This is a genomic window from Bacteroidota bacterium (assembly GCA_016706865.1).
Lineage (GTDB): Bacteria > Bacteroidota > Bacteroidia > Chitinophagales > BACL12 > UBA7236.
Genome location: JADJIS010000001.1, coordinates 56939 through 75043 on the forward strand (window position 1 = coordinate 56939; position 18105 = coordinate 75043).

Genomic DNA, 18105 nt, shown 5'->3' on the forward strand with positions numbered 1-18105 from the left:
AAATGAAAAGCGTTGACATCTTAGTATCAATTGTAAACTGGAACTCAAGCAACGGGTTAAAGGAATGTGTCAATAGTTTTTACAATATGTTGAGTGCAAGTAATTATTCTTTTGTAATAAAAATTTATGATAACAATTCAACTGACGAATCGCTATCATTTCAAATTGTGGACGAAGAACGCATTCAAGTTATCAGAGGCAAAAAGAACGAAGGATTAAAATCTCATCAATACAATCTTCTGAATACAGAATACAAATTTCTAATCGTTTCAAATTCTGACATACTTTATAAAGAAGGCAGCTTCCCAAAATTGATAGAATTTATTGATTCAAATACTAACACTTCTGTTATTGGTTTTAGCATTTTCAAAAGTGACGGAATAAAACTCAATCGTGTATTTCACAAGAAGGGATTTCCCTCATTCACTGAATGGCTAATTCAAAAAAGTTTGTTCCGATTTATTTTTGAAATCATTTTAAAGATGTTTCATTCAAAAACGCCAAGCAGAATTAAATCTGCTTTACACCGACAAGAATTAAGTTCGTTTGAAAATCCATCTGTAGTTGAAAGAGTTTCAGGTTGTGTTTTTATGACAACGAGAAAAGCGGTTCAACAAGTTGGATTATTTGATTCTAATTTTTTCATGTATGCAGAAACAATTGACTTCCTAAAGCAAATTAAAACAAGTGGAGGAGTTGCTGTTTATTATCCGTTGGTAAGTTTTATTCACTACGGTGGCTTATCAAATCAAAAAAGAAACGGAGTTAATATTCAACACAACATGAGTTACTTTTATTACTACAAAAAACATTTTGGAAAAATATACGCTTACCTGATGTGTTCAGTTATTTTTACTGACTTAACAATTCGGTATTTCTTATTCAAACTTTTCAAAGCAAGTTACTTGTTGCCAAAACACTCTACTATTGAAACTTTAAAAGATGACATTTACTATTGGCTGAATAAACTTCGGCTTAATGATTTTAATGAAACACCATACTATAAAAATGCAGGGGATTGAAAAGCCAACGCACATTGCAAGCACATTTTATTTTTTGCCAACGCACAAAAGTTAGCGCAGAAAAAAATAAAAAGAGCTTGCAATCTTCCACTCAAGAAAAAAATTGAATTAAAAAATTTCTCCCACCCACAAAAAAAATAAACCCCAAACGGACAGTGCTAACCCGAGCAGACACCGACTTGAATGTAAATCGCTTCGGACAAAGTGTGTGCAAACTTGACACGACAACGCTTCGGACAGACAGAAGGGCATCCGGTAACAGCGGTTACTGTTGCACAACCTCTTAATTCTGCTAATTTCTAATTAAAATCGTCTGAAACATTTGATTCTAGGGCATTTTAACGAATACTGATTATCCCCATATTATTAATTTGCTAATATTTGCATACCGCTAATGCGCTTAAAATGCATCAAAAACACCGATTTAAATAATTATTTGGTTGTTTCCCTATTACTAATTTGTAGTTTTTATTTGCAATCGGATTTAAGCGAATAAATTTTAAATATTTCTTTAAGTTGTAACACAATGATGCCATTAAAACATGTTTATTCGCTTGCTTCATTCCTCTTGTGTTCACTCTGCGCATGACCATAAAATTTAATAGTGTGCCAAGAACTGGTTCTACAGTTTTGGTTCTGATTCTTACTATTGTTTTTGCATAATCAGTTTGCATGCGTTCATGCATCCGGTCGTAATACGCTTTGTCTATTGTATCATCCAGTTTTTTAAATTTTGTTTTTGCTCCGGCGCAATTGACCCGGGGAATTTTTAAGCAAATAAAACGTTCAACTGCTTTGTGATAAGCTCTCGTGTCAAGTATGTGTTGAGGCCACATTAAGTCCATTTCGGTATGCGGAACAATTGATACGTCCGGAAACTTTTTTTTAGTTGCAGAAAGCGTTTGTATTCAATTTCTGCCATGTCACATTGTTCTACTGTCCATCCAAGTCTTTCTTCTCTGTCCATGAGCTTCATTTTTGCCATCTCCAAATTTATATTTGCAATGGTCGGAACAATCCCTTTTGCATTGATCAAGTAAGAGATTCTTTCCTGAGTAATAGGCTCTGGTGTTGTTAGAATTTGTTGCCCCATTTTTGTAATTATTTAAAATTATTTTATGTAATAAGGTGAATAAATATTTTATTCATAAAAATTTATTTAACAACAACACTTTTTATTATTTCCGAATTTCCGTCATTTATTTTCATTGTAGCAAGACCATTAAAATAATCTGGTAATTCAATTATAGTATTCAAATAATTATTTTCGGTATTTATTTTTTTAGCAAGAATTTTTCTACCTGTTATATCATAAACTTCAATGATTAAATCATTACTCGTTAAATTATTTATTTCAATTGCAAATTCTCCGTTATTCGGGTTTGGATAAATGGATATTTCCTGTTCTGCATTTTCATCTTCAGATAATCTGCACGTGTTAATAATAGTATATGCAGTAGAAGTTTTATTACAACCGTAAGTATTTGTAACTTTTACTTTATAATTTCCTGTTGTAGTTGCATAATACACATAATTTGTCGCTCCCGCAATTGCAGTAGCACCTTTATACCATTGGAATGTATAACCTGCGCCATTATTAGCTTTTAATTTAATATTTGTATCAAAACAAAGATCATTTGTTGCATCAACATTTGTTACTAAAGCATTTGGCTTTGGATTTACAGTTACAACAGTTTCAGAAGAAGTTGCTGAACACGTTCCTGAGGTTACTGTTACTTTATAATTTCCAGAACTTACTGCAACATAATTTGATGCTGTAGCACCCGATATTATAACATCGTTTTTATACCATTGATAAATATAACCTGCACCGGTTGATGCTTGTAATGTTACATTTAAACCATTACAAAAAGTAGTTGCACCGGATGGGGTAATTGTGGCGGTGGGTGTTATGCAATTTCCAAATAATTTTATTACCCAATAATCAGAAGGACCTCCCAAAGATGCTTCTGTTTTATCGCCTGAAATATCGGACCAAGAATATCCCGCGAGAATATATCCGCCGTCGGTAGTTTGCTGGACGGAATACAGAGCATCTATATAACTTCCTCCAATGGTATTCTGCCATTCTAAAGCGCCGCTGCTATTTAGTTTTACTACCCAATAATCGGAAGTAATAGGAAGATCCACATACCAATTATCTTCTGTTTTATCGCCTGAGATGCCGGACTTGGAATATCCCCCGAGAATATATCCGCCATCGGCGGTTTGTTGAACTGAGCATAAATAATCATCGTCTGTTCCTCCAATATCATTCTGCCATTCAATGGAGCCGGATGAATTCAGTTTCAGTATCCAGTAATCATATCCATATAATCCTCCAGTCAAAGCTGCTTCTATTTTATCGCCTGAGATGCCGGACTTGGAATATCCCCCGAGAATATATCCGCCATCGTTGGTTTGTTGGATGGAATACAGAATATCATCTAAACTTCCCCCAATGGTATTCTGCCATTCGATAGAGCCGCTGCTGTTTAGTTTTACTACCCAGTAATCATCAGGACCTCCCAAAGATGCTTCTGTTTTATCGCCTGAAATACCGGAACGGGAAGATCCCCCGAGAATATAACCGCCATCAGTTGTTTGTTGGATGGATTGCAGATAATCAGAATCATTACCCCCAATGGTGTTTTGCCATTCGATTGTACCGCCGCTGTTTAGCTTTACAATCCAATAATCATAAATTCCCAAACATGCTTCTGTTTTATCGCCTGAAATACCAGACCAGGAAGATCCCCCGAGAATATAACCGCCATCAGTGGTTTGTTGGATGGATTGCAGAAGATCATAGTAACTTCCCCCAATGGTATTCTGCCATTCGATAGCGCCGCTGCTGTTTAATTTTACTACCCAATAATCATCAGAACTCGTCACAATGTTTGCTTCTGTTTTATCGCCTGAGATTCCGGACTTGGAATTTCCCCCGAGAATATAACCGCCATCAGTTGTTTGTTGGATGGAATATAGAACATCACCACCATTTCCCCCAATGGTGTTCTGCCATTCGATAGCGCCACTGTTATTTAGTTTTACTACCCAATAATCAGACCCCCCCAAACATGCTTCTGTTTTATCGCCTGAAATACCGGAAGAGGAATATCCGCCGAGAATATATCCGCCATCGGTGGTCTGTTGGACGGAATACAGATAATCAGAACTGCTTCCCCCAATGGTATTCTGCCATTCAATTTCGGGTGCCTGCATTTGGCTGAAACCGGAAATAATCATTGCATAATCTTGGCTTCCACCTGTTAAAGTTCCTTTGTGCGTAACTATTATCTCGTAATTGCCGGGTGTTACAGCTCCGATAAAAACAAATTCAACATTGTCAATTGAATTGTCACCCCTTGTTGCAGAGTTTGCCGGAAAATCTTTATTTAATTTAAAGGGATAAAAAATTGTCCCGTCTGATAATCTCCTTACTCTCAAATCAAGGTCATTTACCAAAACACTTGTGGGGTTATCAACTTCATAAGGCAAGGCATAAGGGTAAGCGGGGTCGTTCCAAACTATAGTAACCTTTATTGGTTGTGTTCCATAGCTATATTGTTGCAAAGAAAATGCATCACCGTTATTTAATGTTAATTCATTAATCCTGTTTACGTTTGTTTGGCTTTCGGTAATTACTTGTGCTGCTTTTGAAGTATTCATCAAACCCCAGCCCGCCTGATAGCTTGGCCATTGAGATGTTGTATCGGCAGTATGAATAGCTAATGCTTTAAGAGTTGCTGCCTTCATATATTTGCCAAATAAATTGTAATAATGTTCTTGTAATAATGCTAATGAACCAGTAACGCTTGGAGTTGCCATAGAAGTACCTGAAAGCGTATCATAATCAACATTAGAACCTGCACCGCTGGAAATTAAATATTCTCCATTTGAGACAATATCTGGTTTTATTCTTCCGTCATCAGTAGGACCAAATGAACTATAAGAACTGATATGTATATCGCCAGCATTTACATATCCGCCCGGTATATCTGCGACTGAACCCACAACAAATGCATTCTTTGATGTTTGAATTCCTGATGGAATACATTCATATCCACCTATATTAAGTTCATTGTCTCCGGGCGGTTCTCCTCCTGTCACAGCGAATTCAAAACAAATAGGTTCGCATATTCTGTATGTGGCATCATATCCTAAAGTTGGTCCAATTTCCGCCCTGTCATTGCCAGCTGAAACAACAGGTAAATAATAGTCCGCACTATTTGTAAGATTGTCTAACTGATTAGCTTTCGTATCATAATATCCGAATTTATAATCTTCAAGAGGGTCAACATCCGCATCCCCATGGTATTCCCAAATATGGTCATCTGAATTATAATTCCAACCGCATTGCGCTCCATAAGAGTGATTGGATAATAATAAACCATTTTCTGCTTCAGATGTCATTTCAGAAATATCATTCTCATAATAATAAGAATTAATGTGAGCGCTATTTGCCATACCATGAGCATTTGGTTGAATACCCGTTGCAATCATTGTCCCTGCAACATGTGTTGAATGGTCGCTATTAGATATTAATAATCCGTCATTCCATGTAACTCTTCCGGTTAATTCCTGATGATTTGAACGAACTTTCCCACCATCCCATTCGCCAATTGTAATACCTGCTCCGCTTAATGATAACCCTGCAACCCCTCCTGCCCATACATTATTTGTTGAAATAGTTTTTGCTGCATTAAAATTATTTGTTGAAATATAAATTGGCAATCCATTTTGAATTCTCTCTAATAATATTACAGTTCCGTTTTTATATTCTTTTACTGTCGGGATATTTTTTTCAGCGGCATATTGCAAAACTTTAGCATGTTCCTGCTCCCATTGTTGATTAAATGAAATTGCCATTTCATGTAGTTTTTGTTTTCGTATGCTATCCATCTGAACATTTTGAGAGAAAGAAGAAATTGAATATAGAATGCAAAGGAGTGTAAATATTTTTTTCATAAAATTGGGCTTTGAAAATAAAGGTAGGAACTTTTTTTAACATGGTTATGTTACCTACAAACTCCTAAGAAAAATGCTGGAATGTGGTCAATTTGACCGGCGTTTGCAGATAAGTCTCTTCCTTAAAAAACGCCAATCTTTCCTGAATTGCTTACTTAGGTGTGGGCAACCTTGTCAAATTTAACTATTATTATTAAATGTTCAAGTTTGCCATAGGATATTGGCTTGCCCCCTACTATAGGTGGTTACAATTGAACCTCCGTTCTTGGTTGGAGAGAATATTTTGTTCTTGATTGTAGGTTATAAGTAGATAAAAAGCCAGCAGTACGGCAAGAGTAATTAAAATTTCCATTACCGCCTTATATGTGGACGTAGTTTCATAGTCCAAAATGCACCTGAATTGTCCCCGATTATACTAAAGCATAATATCATCATAATATATTATTTTTTAGTTATAAAAAGATTGCCAAATGGGTTTGCCGTCAATGTTTAGTTTCATAACTGCTGTTTAGCTTGGAAAATTCTTTCTCATAATTTTTATGTCCGCTTGGTAATCATTGTCAACAATAAAGATTTTTACTTTGCTCATAAAAAATTGGTTTAAAGTATCCGCTTACTCTATTCGGTTTTCAGCATCCCAGTTTCGTTACTTGTCAAATTCTGGCCGCTTATTTCTTGTAGAATGTTACAAGTTGCTGTGAAGCCTTTATACAAATCTTTTGCTTTCACTTTGTTCTTTCCTTTTCTGGAAACACAAGATATTAATACTATTCGTTTCATTGTTGTTATGTCGTCTGTTACAATTATCGCTTACGTTTTGTAGACCTGCGATGAGCGGGCATTTTATCACAAATGTTCATTCGGAGAACTGAACTTTCGGTAACTACTAAACTGTCTGCCTAATACGAAATCCTGCTTATTTGAAATGAGCTGTTATGGGTAGTTCACAACTGTTAATTAATAATTTTTATTGAATATCGGTTATCGTATTATTGCTGATAATTAATTGCAACAGAAATTATTGGCTTGCCAGTTGTCCTATTTTCACCTCCATATGTAAGGATGAATTGATAATTTTTATTACTTGCAACATATTGTACCATACCATTATCATAATAATGTGCTTTATTTTTAATTAGACCAAATTCCGATTCAACATGATTTCTGATTAAATCACCAATTTCACCATTTCGTTCTGAAACATCGTCTGATAGGTTAACAATGTAGCTAATTTGGTAAACAATCCAGTCTTTGTTATTACCTTTTTCTTTTCTTACACATACTACATCAATGTCTGAAATACTAACATGTTCATTCGAGAATGCTATATTACTACTTGGAATTTTAAGTCTTATCGCATAACTATTCTGAGGTACATTATTGATTTCCAAAATGGTTTTATACTCTGCCAGCGTATTAATTTTGTTATCTATTGCTCTAATATCGAATATATTGTTAAAATAATCGGGAAGATTTTTTATTGAAAGGCCATCATAGATATTGAAATATTTAAAATCATCACTGTTAGGAAGTAAAATAAAATCTGCAGTTGCCGCTAAATCCACTTGTTGTTTTGAATTCTGAGAATCCGCATTTTGATTAACATCTGTGTTTAACGTGCCATTGATGGTGTCTTCAGATTTAGGGATTGATGTTTCTAATTTAATACTACCATTTGGACATTCTGAGTTTGACCATCTTATACTTTTAAAATTTTTCAAATTCCAACTTTTATCTTCCTTATTACGTTACAAAACCAGAATGTATTTCATATTTATTGGTTTTTATTTTCTGCCAATCTTGACTTAGTTCAATAATATTAGGAGCATCCAGTGGAGCCCAAAAATCACTTTTAGCCTTCTCATGATATTCTTCGTAAGAGTCACTTAGTGCTGAATAATATTCTGCAAATGGGGTCAAGTTGTAGATGCAATAAACTTCAATTGGGTAACCATTTGTTTCTTTACTATAGTCTCCAAGTACGTAACACATTGGAGTTATTGTGGAAGTCACCACGCGTGCATAACGCCCTGACATGAGTTTTTTACCCATATAATTCCCAGCACTTTTCTGATAGAATTCAGATTTCACGTATTTCTGTCCTTTATCTGTAAAGTGCACATCGTAATCCTGTCCAAAATATGCATGGTATCCAGCTTTCTCGAATGTAATTAATCCCTTTTGCAAAAACATGTTATACCCTTTTGTTCTCGTTATTTGGCAATCCATTTCTTGCGTTAAATCTTTCGGAAAACCTTGCTTTTTCAAAAGTTCATTAATGACAGAATCACCCGGCTTTTGCTTACAGGATGATAAAAATATAAATGAAAGGATGGTAATGAGTAATGAAATATTTCTGAAAGTCATATAGATTTGGTTTAATTAATAAGTTACAAGCTGCCCTTCTATTTTTCTTCGTTGTCCTTTTGCGTTTTATTGTCCGTTACAAAAATTGAAGCTACGTATGCAGTAAAAGTTCCAAAAAGTCCAACCCCAAAGGTCATTAAAACCATTGCTATTATTGGAAATTCCAGTCAAACTGACCCCACCTGAGCAATTTAAAACAATGACAATAGTTTCAATATTATTTTTTTTCATAATAACCCATTTTATTCTTCTATATATAGCAGTTCTGCGCCACCATATTCATTATATTCGCCAATAAGGATTTCCTTTTTTTCCAATATCTTAAAATCTATCACTCCTATTATTATGGTTTCACCATCACCGCTTCTTAACACACCACCACCATTAGCATCCACACTGTTATCAAGAATAAGTTCATTCATATAAGTAACATGCAAAACATTTTCAATAGTTGGCGCAACTCTAAGCATTAAATCGCTACTTTGAATCTGAATTTTAGCAACATAATATCTATCCTTACATGAGCATAGTAGAATGCAGGTTGTTAGGGCAATAAAAACGGATTTCATAATACTTAAATTTAGGGTTAAGAATGTTTATTAAAGATGGCATTTTTTTTTCAAATATAGGCCTACTTGGCTAACTAATTCTCACTTCACCTCTCATTTGGGACAATTTCTAAATTCGGAGGTAAACACTATAGGTATTTGCAAATATTGAACTAAGGTAATTAAACGTTTTGTAAACACCTAATAGCTATCGATAATCAAGCTATTAAACAAATATCCATTAAATTAAAGGAATCAATTACTACTTGTTCAGTTGAAATTTCCACACCTTTAATTTCAGAAACTTGTTGAGCGCAAGCTAAAACTATTTTTCCGAAAACAACGATCATGTCAGCATCATCAGCCATTTTCATTTCAATACTAACGAAGAATACCTCTCCCTTGCAGATATTAGGCACTTGATACCTAATTATATATTTATTTTTTCTCATAATGTTAGACCATCATTGCTAACCATTTTTAACATGTTACAAGCAACTTTGTCATATACTGCCATTGAAGTGCAACCCTTCATCATTGCCTGAGCTTCTGCCCAATTATGCGCTTCTAAAAAACCTTTAAATTTTTTCTCAACTTTTTCTTTCCTTTGGCCAAAACCAAATTCAATAATATACATTTTCATAACATAAATATACAAAATAAATTTGACTAAATCAATATTGTGCAAAAGAAAAACAATCAATTTTATAATAGAATTTCATCCTTCAGCAAGTCCTTCAAAACCTTGATTAACAACAACACAAAATCAGCAGATTTCGACTATTATTCATACCATCAAAGGGTTTGAGCTTTTTTCATAATGGGAAAAACATACACTCCAAAGTTTATCCACGGTAAATGCAAAAGTTAAATTTTGAATTGAATAGATGCAGAATTTAACAAATAGCATTGATGACCTGTCGGTCTGTCACTTCCTTTAAATTGTGGAACAAACTATATTGGGCGAGCCTTTGAGCGCAACAGTGAAACTATACAGCCAAACACTTATTATCCGAAGTGTTATTTTGCTTTATCACTGGATTTTTCAAGAAGGATCATTAGCTCTTTTTCCTCGTCGCGTAATTTAGCAGAAATTTCATAATTTTTAGCTTCAACTGCTTTTCTTTTTTCTTCCCTGACCAAATTTAATTCCTCCATAATTTTTTCTTTGTCCATAATTATAAGTTAGCTTTTAAAAAAGTAGTAATTTTTTCTTCTCGTTGTTGATGTTTCTCCATCTTTGCCAGATCAGGCTATCCTTTGTCATTTCTTGAATTTTTTTTGTTGTGCAAAATGGCTACTATTATTTGTCGGAAAGTTTAATTGAGTACTCCGTTGAAACCTGTTCCCATTTTTTCTTAACATCCTTAGTAATTAGTAACGATTCTTCGTTGGCTACTCGTTGCGTCTCATTCTTGCTGAAAGAAAGAAAGTTAAAACTACCGGCAATATAAAAGTCGTTGTCTTTAATTACAAGTTTTCTGTGGGTGCCTGTCAATTTTGAGCTAATTTCAGCAAAGTGAGTTGGCAAGTGAATAAGTTTGAAAGTGTCTTTGAATTGCCTTTGCAACTCTTCTACTTTCTTCAAAGTCAAAATGTCGTGTTCGTCTTTCTCACTAATGCCATAAAGAATTATCAATTGTTTTTTCTCCTTCAATAAATTTTCAAAAAGTGGTAGGTAATCTTGTGTTGCTCTTTTTATCCAAGGGCTTTCAATCAAGATTCTTTCATTTACACATTTCAGTGCGTCAATAAATTTTTGTTTGGTCTCCCAAATAGTTAAGGTGCTAAAATCACTTATTACAATCTCTACTTTGATTGGTTCTTCAACTAAATCCGTCAACTCCTCAAAGGCCGTTCTGTCGGAAGTGCTCAGCGAATAAATATAGTGCCGGTATTCAGCATTGAATTTCGCGGTAAGCGGTTTAATCTCTTTGAGAGAATCAAAGTTTCTTACTTCCAATTTAGATTCATTGTTGCTTTTTCTATCAGGTATATACTCAATTAGCCAATAGTTACACCATAGTCCACTTTCGCCATCTTTAAAACTATCAAACTTTATTTCATCCGGCAAATAACTTATCAAGTATGATTTACCTTGGCTTTCTTGTTTAAATGTGTCCGCCAATTCTTGAAACTTATTCTCTAAAAGTTCAGGATTTCTGTTGCTTATTTTCAATACGCTTTTTAAATGTTTCGGTAAATTGACTTTCTCGTAAAGATTCTCTTTGGCAGAAATTACCTCTCCCGATATGCCATCAAGTAGAAACTCAAATTCATCTTCTTCTTCAACTCTTAGAATTGTATTATCTTGAATAAATTTAATCCCTTCATCAGTTACTATCCATTTTTGGGAAATCAAATCAACATATCCTTTCTCTCGTAACGCAAACAGTTCTCTCAAAATAAATTCGTCGGTTTGTCCTAAGCCTAAAAACTCAAAGAGCTTTTCTTGCGAATGATAACCTGCTTGAATTGCTCTCAACAAAACATTATACAGTTTCACCAATGAACCGTCTGGCTGCTTGTTTACAAGCACATCTAATTTCAATTTCCTAACTGGATAGCTGAACGGAATTAGTTCGTTCAATCTATACCCTGTCGGTGCTTTATCTTTAAGTTGTTTATATACTTCTTCTTCGGTCATTTGAAAAGTTCTTTTATCTGTTCTGCTTTTACAATCCAATCGGGTTTGATTGATTCAAGGTAAATCTGTAAAGCGGCTTTGTTTCCATTACTGCGTTTTGTTTTTGTATTTATGATGCTGTAATAGTCGCCAACAATCAAAAGTAATTTCTTTTGTCTTGATAATGCAACATTGATCCTGTTCGGCACTTCTAAGAAACCTAAGTTGCAGCCTGCTCCACTTTTTACTAAGTCAACAATCACAATATCTCTTTCTAAGCCTTGGAAGCGGTCAACCACCGAAACGACCAGTTTTTCTTCCTGCTTATTCCATTTGCAAATGAAATTTAATTTCTGTTGCTGTCTTTTCCTATCAATATTTCTTTTAAGTAAACGGCTTTGTGCTGTGTAACCTGTAATTATTCCGAAAGAGTAATCCTTTATTTTCTCGAACTTGTTTAGATGTTCTAAAATTTCTGGAATTAATTCAGCGCTAACTTTATTTAGAGAGGATTTATTTTTATCACTGTCTGTTTCATTTTTATAATGACTTCCAATATCAATGAAAAAGATTGATGATTCAATTGCTAAAGGCAAGTTATGTTCTTCTGAAACATCTCTTGAAACTGGTTCAATTGCTTCATCAAGTACCAACTCGTAAAAACATTTTGAAGTAAGTTTTACTTGTTCCGCTGATGAACGCCTACATTGAGTAAGTTGTGCTTTGTAATCCGGTTCTATATGTGTAATCACTTGCTCAAACAAACTTGCTCTGTTGAAATAGTCGTCCCAATCTTCTAACTCCTCTGCTTCTTTCTTAAATTTTTCTCTCAACCAACTTTCAACTTCTCGCGTCGTTGTTAGCATTGGCCTAAGTTGTCGGTGGTCGCCAACAAAAATTAAATTCTTGCCTGTGATTATTGGAACAAGCGCTTCGGATGTTGTCGCTTTACCCGATTCATCCATTATCACGTAGTCAAACTCAAAATTGTATTTGTTGTATTTCTTTGCTGCAATATGATTACAAGTCGCCCCAATTACACGAATGCTATCAATCAGTTTATCGTTGATAGCACTCTTTTCGTCCAAAGCATTTATTGTTACAATCCAATCACGATGCAACTTGTGAAGTTTAAGAAAGTCTGAAAAATTTATTCCCAAAACTTTATCAATTTTCTCAATTCCTTTTTCTTTCTCATCAGGTAATCTGTGCAGTTCCTTTAGGCTCTGGTCACTGATTACTGCGCTTTCAATTTTATCTTTCGTTTTTCCCCATTCCTTATTTTCAAGAATAAAATCTATAATGGCAACTGCAAATGGATTTTTTGTTTGTAGTAATTTTTGGAATTTTTCTTTTTCTTTTTTAAAATTCTTTTCGGCTGCTTCTTTTATTTGCACTTTCCACCCTTCAAGTTTTCTATCTAATGTGTGTTTGCGTATGCTTTGCACTTTCGGAGCTGTGATACCACTCAAACGTAAAATTGGAATTTCATTTTTCAAAAGGTTCTCCAACACTTGGTCAACTGCGTTGTTGGTTTGCGAAGTGACAAGAATTTTTGCTTCGGGTTTCTGTGATAGGATTTGAAAAACAATCTCAGTTATTACAGTTGTCTTGCCTGTTCCTGGCGGTCCTTGAATTACCGAAAGCGGACTGCGGAGCAGTGCGTTTTGTATTGCTCTTTTTTGGTTGTAAGAATAGACAAGCGGCAAGCCGCTTGTGTCTTTTTGTTTTACAACTAACTCGATTGAGTAATCAGTATAAACCGCTTGCAATTCATCCGGCTTAAAAAGAAAATAAATCAAGTCGGGATTCTGAACCTCGTTCTTGTCAACTTTTCTTATTGCATCAAGTTGGCGGTTTTTTTCTTCTTCTTTTTTGTTTGTGTTCTCAAATAAGTAGCCCGAATTAGGGATTTTGTCTGTTTTTAATCTTTCACAACCCTTTATTTTAATGATGTTGTCTTGCGTATTAAACTCATACGGTTTCCCTGCAAACTCAACGGCTTCTTTGTTTTGTTTTCTGTCGGCATTTGCTGAAACTACATATTCAAAGCCCTCTGAATTTACATCATTACCTTCTTCAATATGCCTTTGAATGAAACCTAATGTGCTGAACTTTTCATTTTGTTTTATTTGAAATAAAATTTCGTCACCGTTTACTTTAAAGTTTGTATATTGAAGTCGCAAAGAATTTTTAGCAATAACTTCTTTTTCCTTTTCAAGTAACTTACTGTAAAATCCTAATTCATCCCTTACTACTTTTCGGTTTTCACGAAGTGAAACCTGTTTTTGCTTTAACTCAAACCATTTTTGAAAGTAGGGAGTCAGGTCAGCTTTATTATGTCTGTGTTCGGTTGTGAATGTGTATTTGAACGGAAGTTTTTGTAATTCTTTTTTTCTTCTTTCTAATCCTTTGTAATCGTCTGCTATAAGTGGCCTGATCTTATCAAACTTTAAAGTATCCTCCTTCTTTAACCATAAAACACCTTCGCAAACATTGTTTCCAAGAATTACATTACATAGATAGTTGTCACCTTTTGATGGTGAAACGTCGAATATTGGCGTTGTTGTTTGAAGCAATGAATAAATTTCTTTTGCCTCACTTGAACGAAAAGCTACTTGAACACTTTCAGTTTCTGAAGCCTCAGCAAGTTTTCTTAGAAAATCTAAAACCTCCTGCCAAGTTGGTCTGTCTGCTGGATTTCCAGCAAAGAGTTTTTGCAGTTGAATGCTATGTTCTTCTGCAATGTTTTCTTGTTTCTCATCAAAAAACCACTCCACAACTTTTCCAAGTGAATAAATGTCAGACTGAAACGGAAATCCTATTGAACCAAGTTTATTTAATTTTTCAGGTGCTGCAAAACCTCTTGCAAAAATTTCAAGTGCTTTTTCTTGGCTTAAAGTTTTTGTGATGTCTGCAAGTCCAAAGTCAATCAGATAAAATTGGCCGTTCTTATCAATAAGAATATTTCCAGGGTGAATATCACCATGATTGATTTTAAATTTTAAATGCAGTTCTTGTAAACAATCCGCAAGTTCAATTAAACTACTGATTGCACTTTGGCTTTTAAGTTTAGAAACTTTATTTTCAAAAAGTTCCACCCCTTCTAAAAGTTCATACACAATTGCAAAGGCGTTTTGCTCTTCGTCAAAACCATATTCAATGATGTCTGGCAATGCTATGTGTCGTGCTTTCTGTAAGTGGCGAAGTTTGTCCGATAAAATTTTTGCTTTGGTGTCCGACTTATCAATTCCCAATATCCACTTAACCCAATATCCTTTGCCCGCCTCACTCATAGCAATAGTACTTTGCGAATAACCTCTTTTCAGAAGTCGGTTGGGACTGTACTGATATTTATTGAATAGCATTTATTGTCATTAATATTTCGTTGATTAGCTTTGCCATAACAGTTGCACTTGCGAATGTAAGGAATCCATTAATCATTTCTGCATTCTACAAAGCGTTGAATTTTCGATTAAAGTTACCGTGGCGCGTGCCGCAATCTTCAACTTCACACAGTTATATAAACACTCCCGAAAATTTAACCGACTTTCACTCTTCAAAAAAAGGGTCTTTTAGCCCTTTATAGCGATGTTGACTTTTAATAGAAGATTGTTATGCAATACTTCGTTTCCTCAGCCATAACAGACATAAACAAGCATTTAGGGCTACAATATGCATTCACAATTCCTCTCCTTTTATTCTTAACCAATGCGTTATATCAATATTCTGGTCATACATTGCCAAATATTGGGGCCAATATGATTTGCAGTTCAATATTCTCATTCATCCAAAGCAAGGTAACAGTTCAAACAAAATAAAAAGTATGTCATAAGGTGTTTAGCAAACCCTCACATTCCATCTCCTACGCTCTTCCTTCTCTTTATTAGTTAGCTTACTTTAATGTATTATATTAATTGTTGTTAGTACAACATGCTTCCTCTATATCCCTCTCCTCCTCCCCAACTCTTCCTCCCTACTTGCAGAACAAGTAGTTTACTTTAATTGAATTAGAAGAGAAAGGTATATAAGTTAGGTAAGGAAACATAATCCCTGCCATTAATTTTAAAATAAGCGGAGTCATAAAAATTAAAACAATTTGCCTTTATAACCCTTCGCTTGTATTTTAATACTTTACCCTTAACTAATCGTTGAATCAGGTCATAAGCATTCTTAATGCTTTTTAAGCCTAATACATTTGCTATTCCCTGTAAACTTAAAGTGCAATCAAAATCAATCTCAAGAAAAAATTTCCGAATGTAACTGTGTTTTTTTAAGTCAAAGGATTTTATCATCCTTTTTGCGACCCTTGCATTTTTTACTGTATCCAATAATTCCTTCTTAACTTTTTTTATAACTGCTCTTTCTTGTAATTCAATATTTAGTTTCAATGCCTGTAAACTCAAATAATCTCTTAAACTAACCGAACACTCTAATACACTTGTTTTAATCCTCTTAATACCTGTTTTATATCCCTTATAGGACAATCCCGCCCCACCTTCCGATACATCATACCCTAAATACTCCCAAAGCCTGTTATAAGAACACAATTGAAAATACTCACCTTGCTTCATTGCCAGTCCTTCCTTATGTAGCTTCAATAAATTCTTATAGTTTGTTTTTTCAGCTATTCCGATTATTTTTGAAATCTTTGGGTAATCATCAGCGCATAACGCTCCATCTATTTTAATAGACTTAACGGAATACCAAAACTCAACAAGTTTTAGTTTTCCATTAATATTTGCAACCTGAACAAGATTATCAGGAATTTTTAAGTCCATTAACCTTTTATCCGTCATATTTGCAGTTAATATTATTGCTTCATTGTCCCTACCATCAACAGTGATATCTTTTTTATTAGTCATGTTGTTTGGTAAACCTGTCCCACTTTGGCCTAATGTAAAGATTCTCTCTCTGGAGTACGAAACCTGCTTTCCCATAATCAGAGTCCGTTTCGTTGTAAACGTGATGATGCCATCTGGGCAATTTCGGACATCGTTTTCCGCCTGCCCTCCTTAATCCAGGCCAGAAGTTCCTGTTTGGAGAAATAGAGTCGTTTCCCGCGTTTGGAGACAGGGATTTCCGAGCGATGGACGTAACCGTAAATGGTGGGAACTGAAAGTTTTAGTAATGATGCAGCTTCTGAAATTGTTAGGAGTTCATCGGTTTCCCTTAGTTCAATTTCAGACTTGGGTTCCGATAATACTTTTCGGATTGATTGCTCAACCAATGTCTGAAGTTCAGCCGGGGTAATTTCTTTAATTGTTATTGATTCCATGAATCTTTGTTTTGTGCAAAGAAATCATAGCCAATGCCCGTGTACGATTTCTTGTACGTACAAATTGTCATACAAATTTTGAGATGCTCCCTATTTCTTATTGAGATATTCTGAGATAGCGTCAGAAGTCTTTGGATCTACCAGTGGAAGTATAAGTTCGGATACTCTGGTCCTGTTGTTTTTTATGTTATTCCCGCGGAAATTCTGCCTAACTCGGTCGGCATAGGGGAGGTTATATTTAGCGCAGACCCGCTTGCAATAGAGTTGAATTGACTCATTCTCGCCTTTCGGAATATGCCCGCAATAATTTAAAATATAACAGAAGAGGCCAATAATGGGGGCGGGAAGTTGAGGATTACGCTTGCCTACAGTCGGCTTTTCATTTTTGAGGCTTTCAGCCTTTGGAATGATCCGATCTAAACTTTCGATAATAATCTCAAAGGTTCCTATCAAATCGTTGGCCATTATTTCAGCGAAATTTACAATCAACATTTTGTAGTCAGAATCTCCGAGTCTGTCTTGTTCTTTTAAAGAATTTGAAATTTGCTGAAACCGGCTGTAAAAGTCGGTTCCCGGAATTCTTGTCATGGCTTGAATTTTTAGTGATCCCAAGGTAGCAACAAGATGATTTTTTACGAATATCACCTCTGAGGAGCTAAGCTCAGCAATTTTTAAATGCCATTTATTTATAGCAATGCCAACTTCGTCTTTACAATAGGAGAGGTTTAAATAAATATTCCTTAATGCTTCTAACCCCTCACTTATGGTAAGAGGGCTTTCTATAACTTCAAAATTATTTTCCTTGGAATATGTATCACTTAGAGATTCAAAATCGACCTGCCGAAACAATTGCTTATAGAAACGCAGAATATCAAAATCAGGTGCAACAGGTCTGATAAAATGGTAGATAGTTGTGATGTTATCATAAAGTGTTCTAAAGGGTATGCTATCGCATTCATAATATAAAAGGTGTATTTGATTTGCAACCTTTTGTTCATCAGTTAATTCTACCCTCTGCTTAACGTGTAGGGTTAATTCTTTTATCTTTTGTGAAAAGAATGATTTCATTTTTTCATTATTTCCAGTCAATACATAATATTGCAAATTCCTGATTCCAACTGTTTCTGAGACACCGTCTAAAAGTTCATTAGCTTCAAGTTTAAGTTTAGTTATTATATGTTGAGATTCATCCTGTTTTATTGATTTAAAATAATTCCAAAAAACCGGAAGTATATTATTCCTTCTCATTTCAAAATCTGCGTCACTGCTAAAAACATATCCCATACTTAATTT

15 protein-coding genes are annotated in these 18105 nt (G+C 34.7%); 1 reads left to right on the forward strand and 14 read right to left on the reverse strand.

Features of this window, described 5'->3' with window-relative positions; translation table 11 throughout:
- Positions 1-2: 2 nt before the first annotated feature.
- Positions 3-1022, forward strand: a complete 1020-nt coding sequence (locus IPI31_00235; protein ID MBK7566231.1) for a glycosyltransferase family 2 protein — start codon at positions 3-5, stop codon at positions 1020-1022.
- Between the two features lie 410 nt (positions 1023-1432).
- Here IPI31_00235 and IPI31_00240 read toward each other — a convergent pair whose 3' ends face one another.
- The 14 genes from IPI31_00240 to IPI31_00305 form a co-directional block, all read right to left on the reverse strand.
- The gene (locus tag IPI31_00240; GenBank protein MBK7566232.1) at positions 1433-1858 is read right to left on the reverse strand and encodes a transposase; all 426 of its coding nucleotides are present in this window, start codon (positions 1856-1858) and stop codon (positions 1433-1435) included.
- On the reverse strand, positions 1858-2115 hold the full coding sequence (locus tag IPI31_00245; protein ID MBK7566233.1) for a hypothetical protein: 258 nt from the start codon (positions 2113-2115) through the stop codon (positions 1858-1860). Before IPI31_00245 ends, IPI31_00240 begins: the two co-directional genes overlap by 1 nt.
- 62 nt (positions 2116-2177) lie before the next feature.
- Positions 2178-5927 carry a S8 family peptidase gene (locus IPI31_00250; GenBank protein MBK7566234.1) on the reverse strand — a complete coding sequence of 1250 codons (3750 nt, stop codon included), beginning with the start codon at positions 5925-5927 and terminating at the stop codon, positions 2178-2180.
- A gap of 1055 nt (positions 5928-6982) precedes the next feature.
- Positions 6983-7714, reverse strand: coding sequence for a hypothetical protein (locus tag IPI31_00255; protein MBK7566235.1), 732 nt, complete (start codon positions 7712-7714; stop codon positions 6983-6985).
- 22 nt (positions 7715-7736) lie between these two features.
- Positions 7737-8360: a hypothetical protein gene (locus tag IPI31_00260; protein MBK7566236.1), complete on the reverse strand. Its 624-nt coding sequence runs from the start codon at positions 8358-8360 to the stop codon at positions 7737-7739.
- 242 nt (positions 8361-8602) lie between these two features.
- A complete protein-coding gene (locus IPI31_00265; GenBank protein MBK7566237.1) occupies positions 8603-8929 on the reverse strand; it encodes a hypothetical protein in 327 nt (108 codons plus the stop codon).
- A 197-nt stretch (positions 8930-9126) separates the two neighbouring features.
- On the reverse strand, positions 9127-9327 hold the full coding sequence (locus tag IPI31_00270; GenBank protein MBK7566238.1) for a hypothetical protein: 201 nt from the start codon (positions 9325-9327) through the stop codon (positions 9127-9129).
- Between the two features lie 29 nt (positions 9328-9356).
- Entirely contained in the window at positions 9357-9551 is a 195-nt protein-coding gene (locus IPI31_00275) for a hypothetical protein (protein MBK7566239.1), read from the reverse strand.
- Positions 9552-9928: 377 nt separating this feature from the next.
- Complete coding sequence (locus tag IPI31_00280) at positions 9929-10084, reverse strand: hypothetical protein (protein ID MBK7566240.1); 156 nt, start codon at positions 10082-10084, stop codon at positions 9929-9931.
- Between the two features lie 127 nt (positions 10085-10211).
- A complete protein-coding gene (locus IPI31_00285) occupies positions 10212-11555 on the reverse strand; it encodes a hypothetical protein (protein ID MBK7566241.1) in 1344 nt (447 codons plus the stop codon).
- The gene (locus IPI31_00290; protein ID MBK7566242.1) at positions 11552-14830 is read right to left on the reverse strand and encodes an AAA family ATPase; all 3279 of its coding nucleotides are present in this window, start codon (positions 14828-14830) and stop codon (positions 11552-11554) included. The genes IPI31_00285 and IPI31_00290 overlap by 4 nt, the downstream gene beginning before the upstream one ends.
- A 714-nt stretch (positions 14831-15544) precedes the next feature.
- Positions 15545-16474, reverse strand: coding sequence for a hypothetical protein (locus tag IPI31_00295; protein MBK7566243.1), 930 nt, complete (start codon positions 16472-16474; stop codon positions 15545-15547).
- A gap of 2 nt (positions 16475-16476) precedes the next feature.
- On the reverse strand, positions 16477-16812 hold the full coding sequence (locus tag IPI31_00300; GenBank protein ID MBK7566244.1) for a helix-turn-helix domain-containing protein: 336 nt from the start codon (positions 16810-16812) through the stop codon (positions 16477-16479).
- 90 nt (positions 16813-16902) lie between these two features.
- Positions 16903-18096: a hypothetical protein gene (locus IPI31_00305; GenBank protein ID MBK7566245.1), complete on the reverse strand. Its 1194-nt coding sequence runs from the start codon at positions 18094-18096 to the stop codon at positions 16903-16905.
- Positions 18097-18105 lie beyond the last annotated feature (9 nt).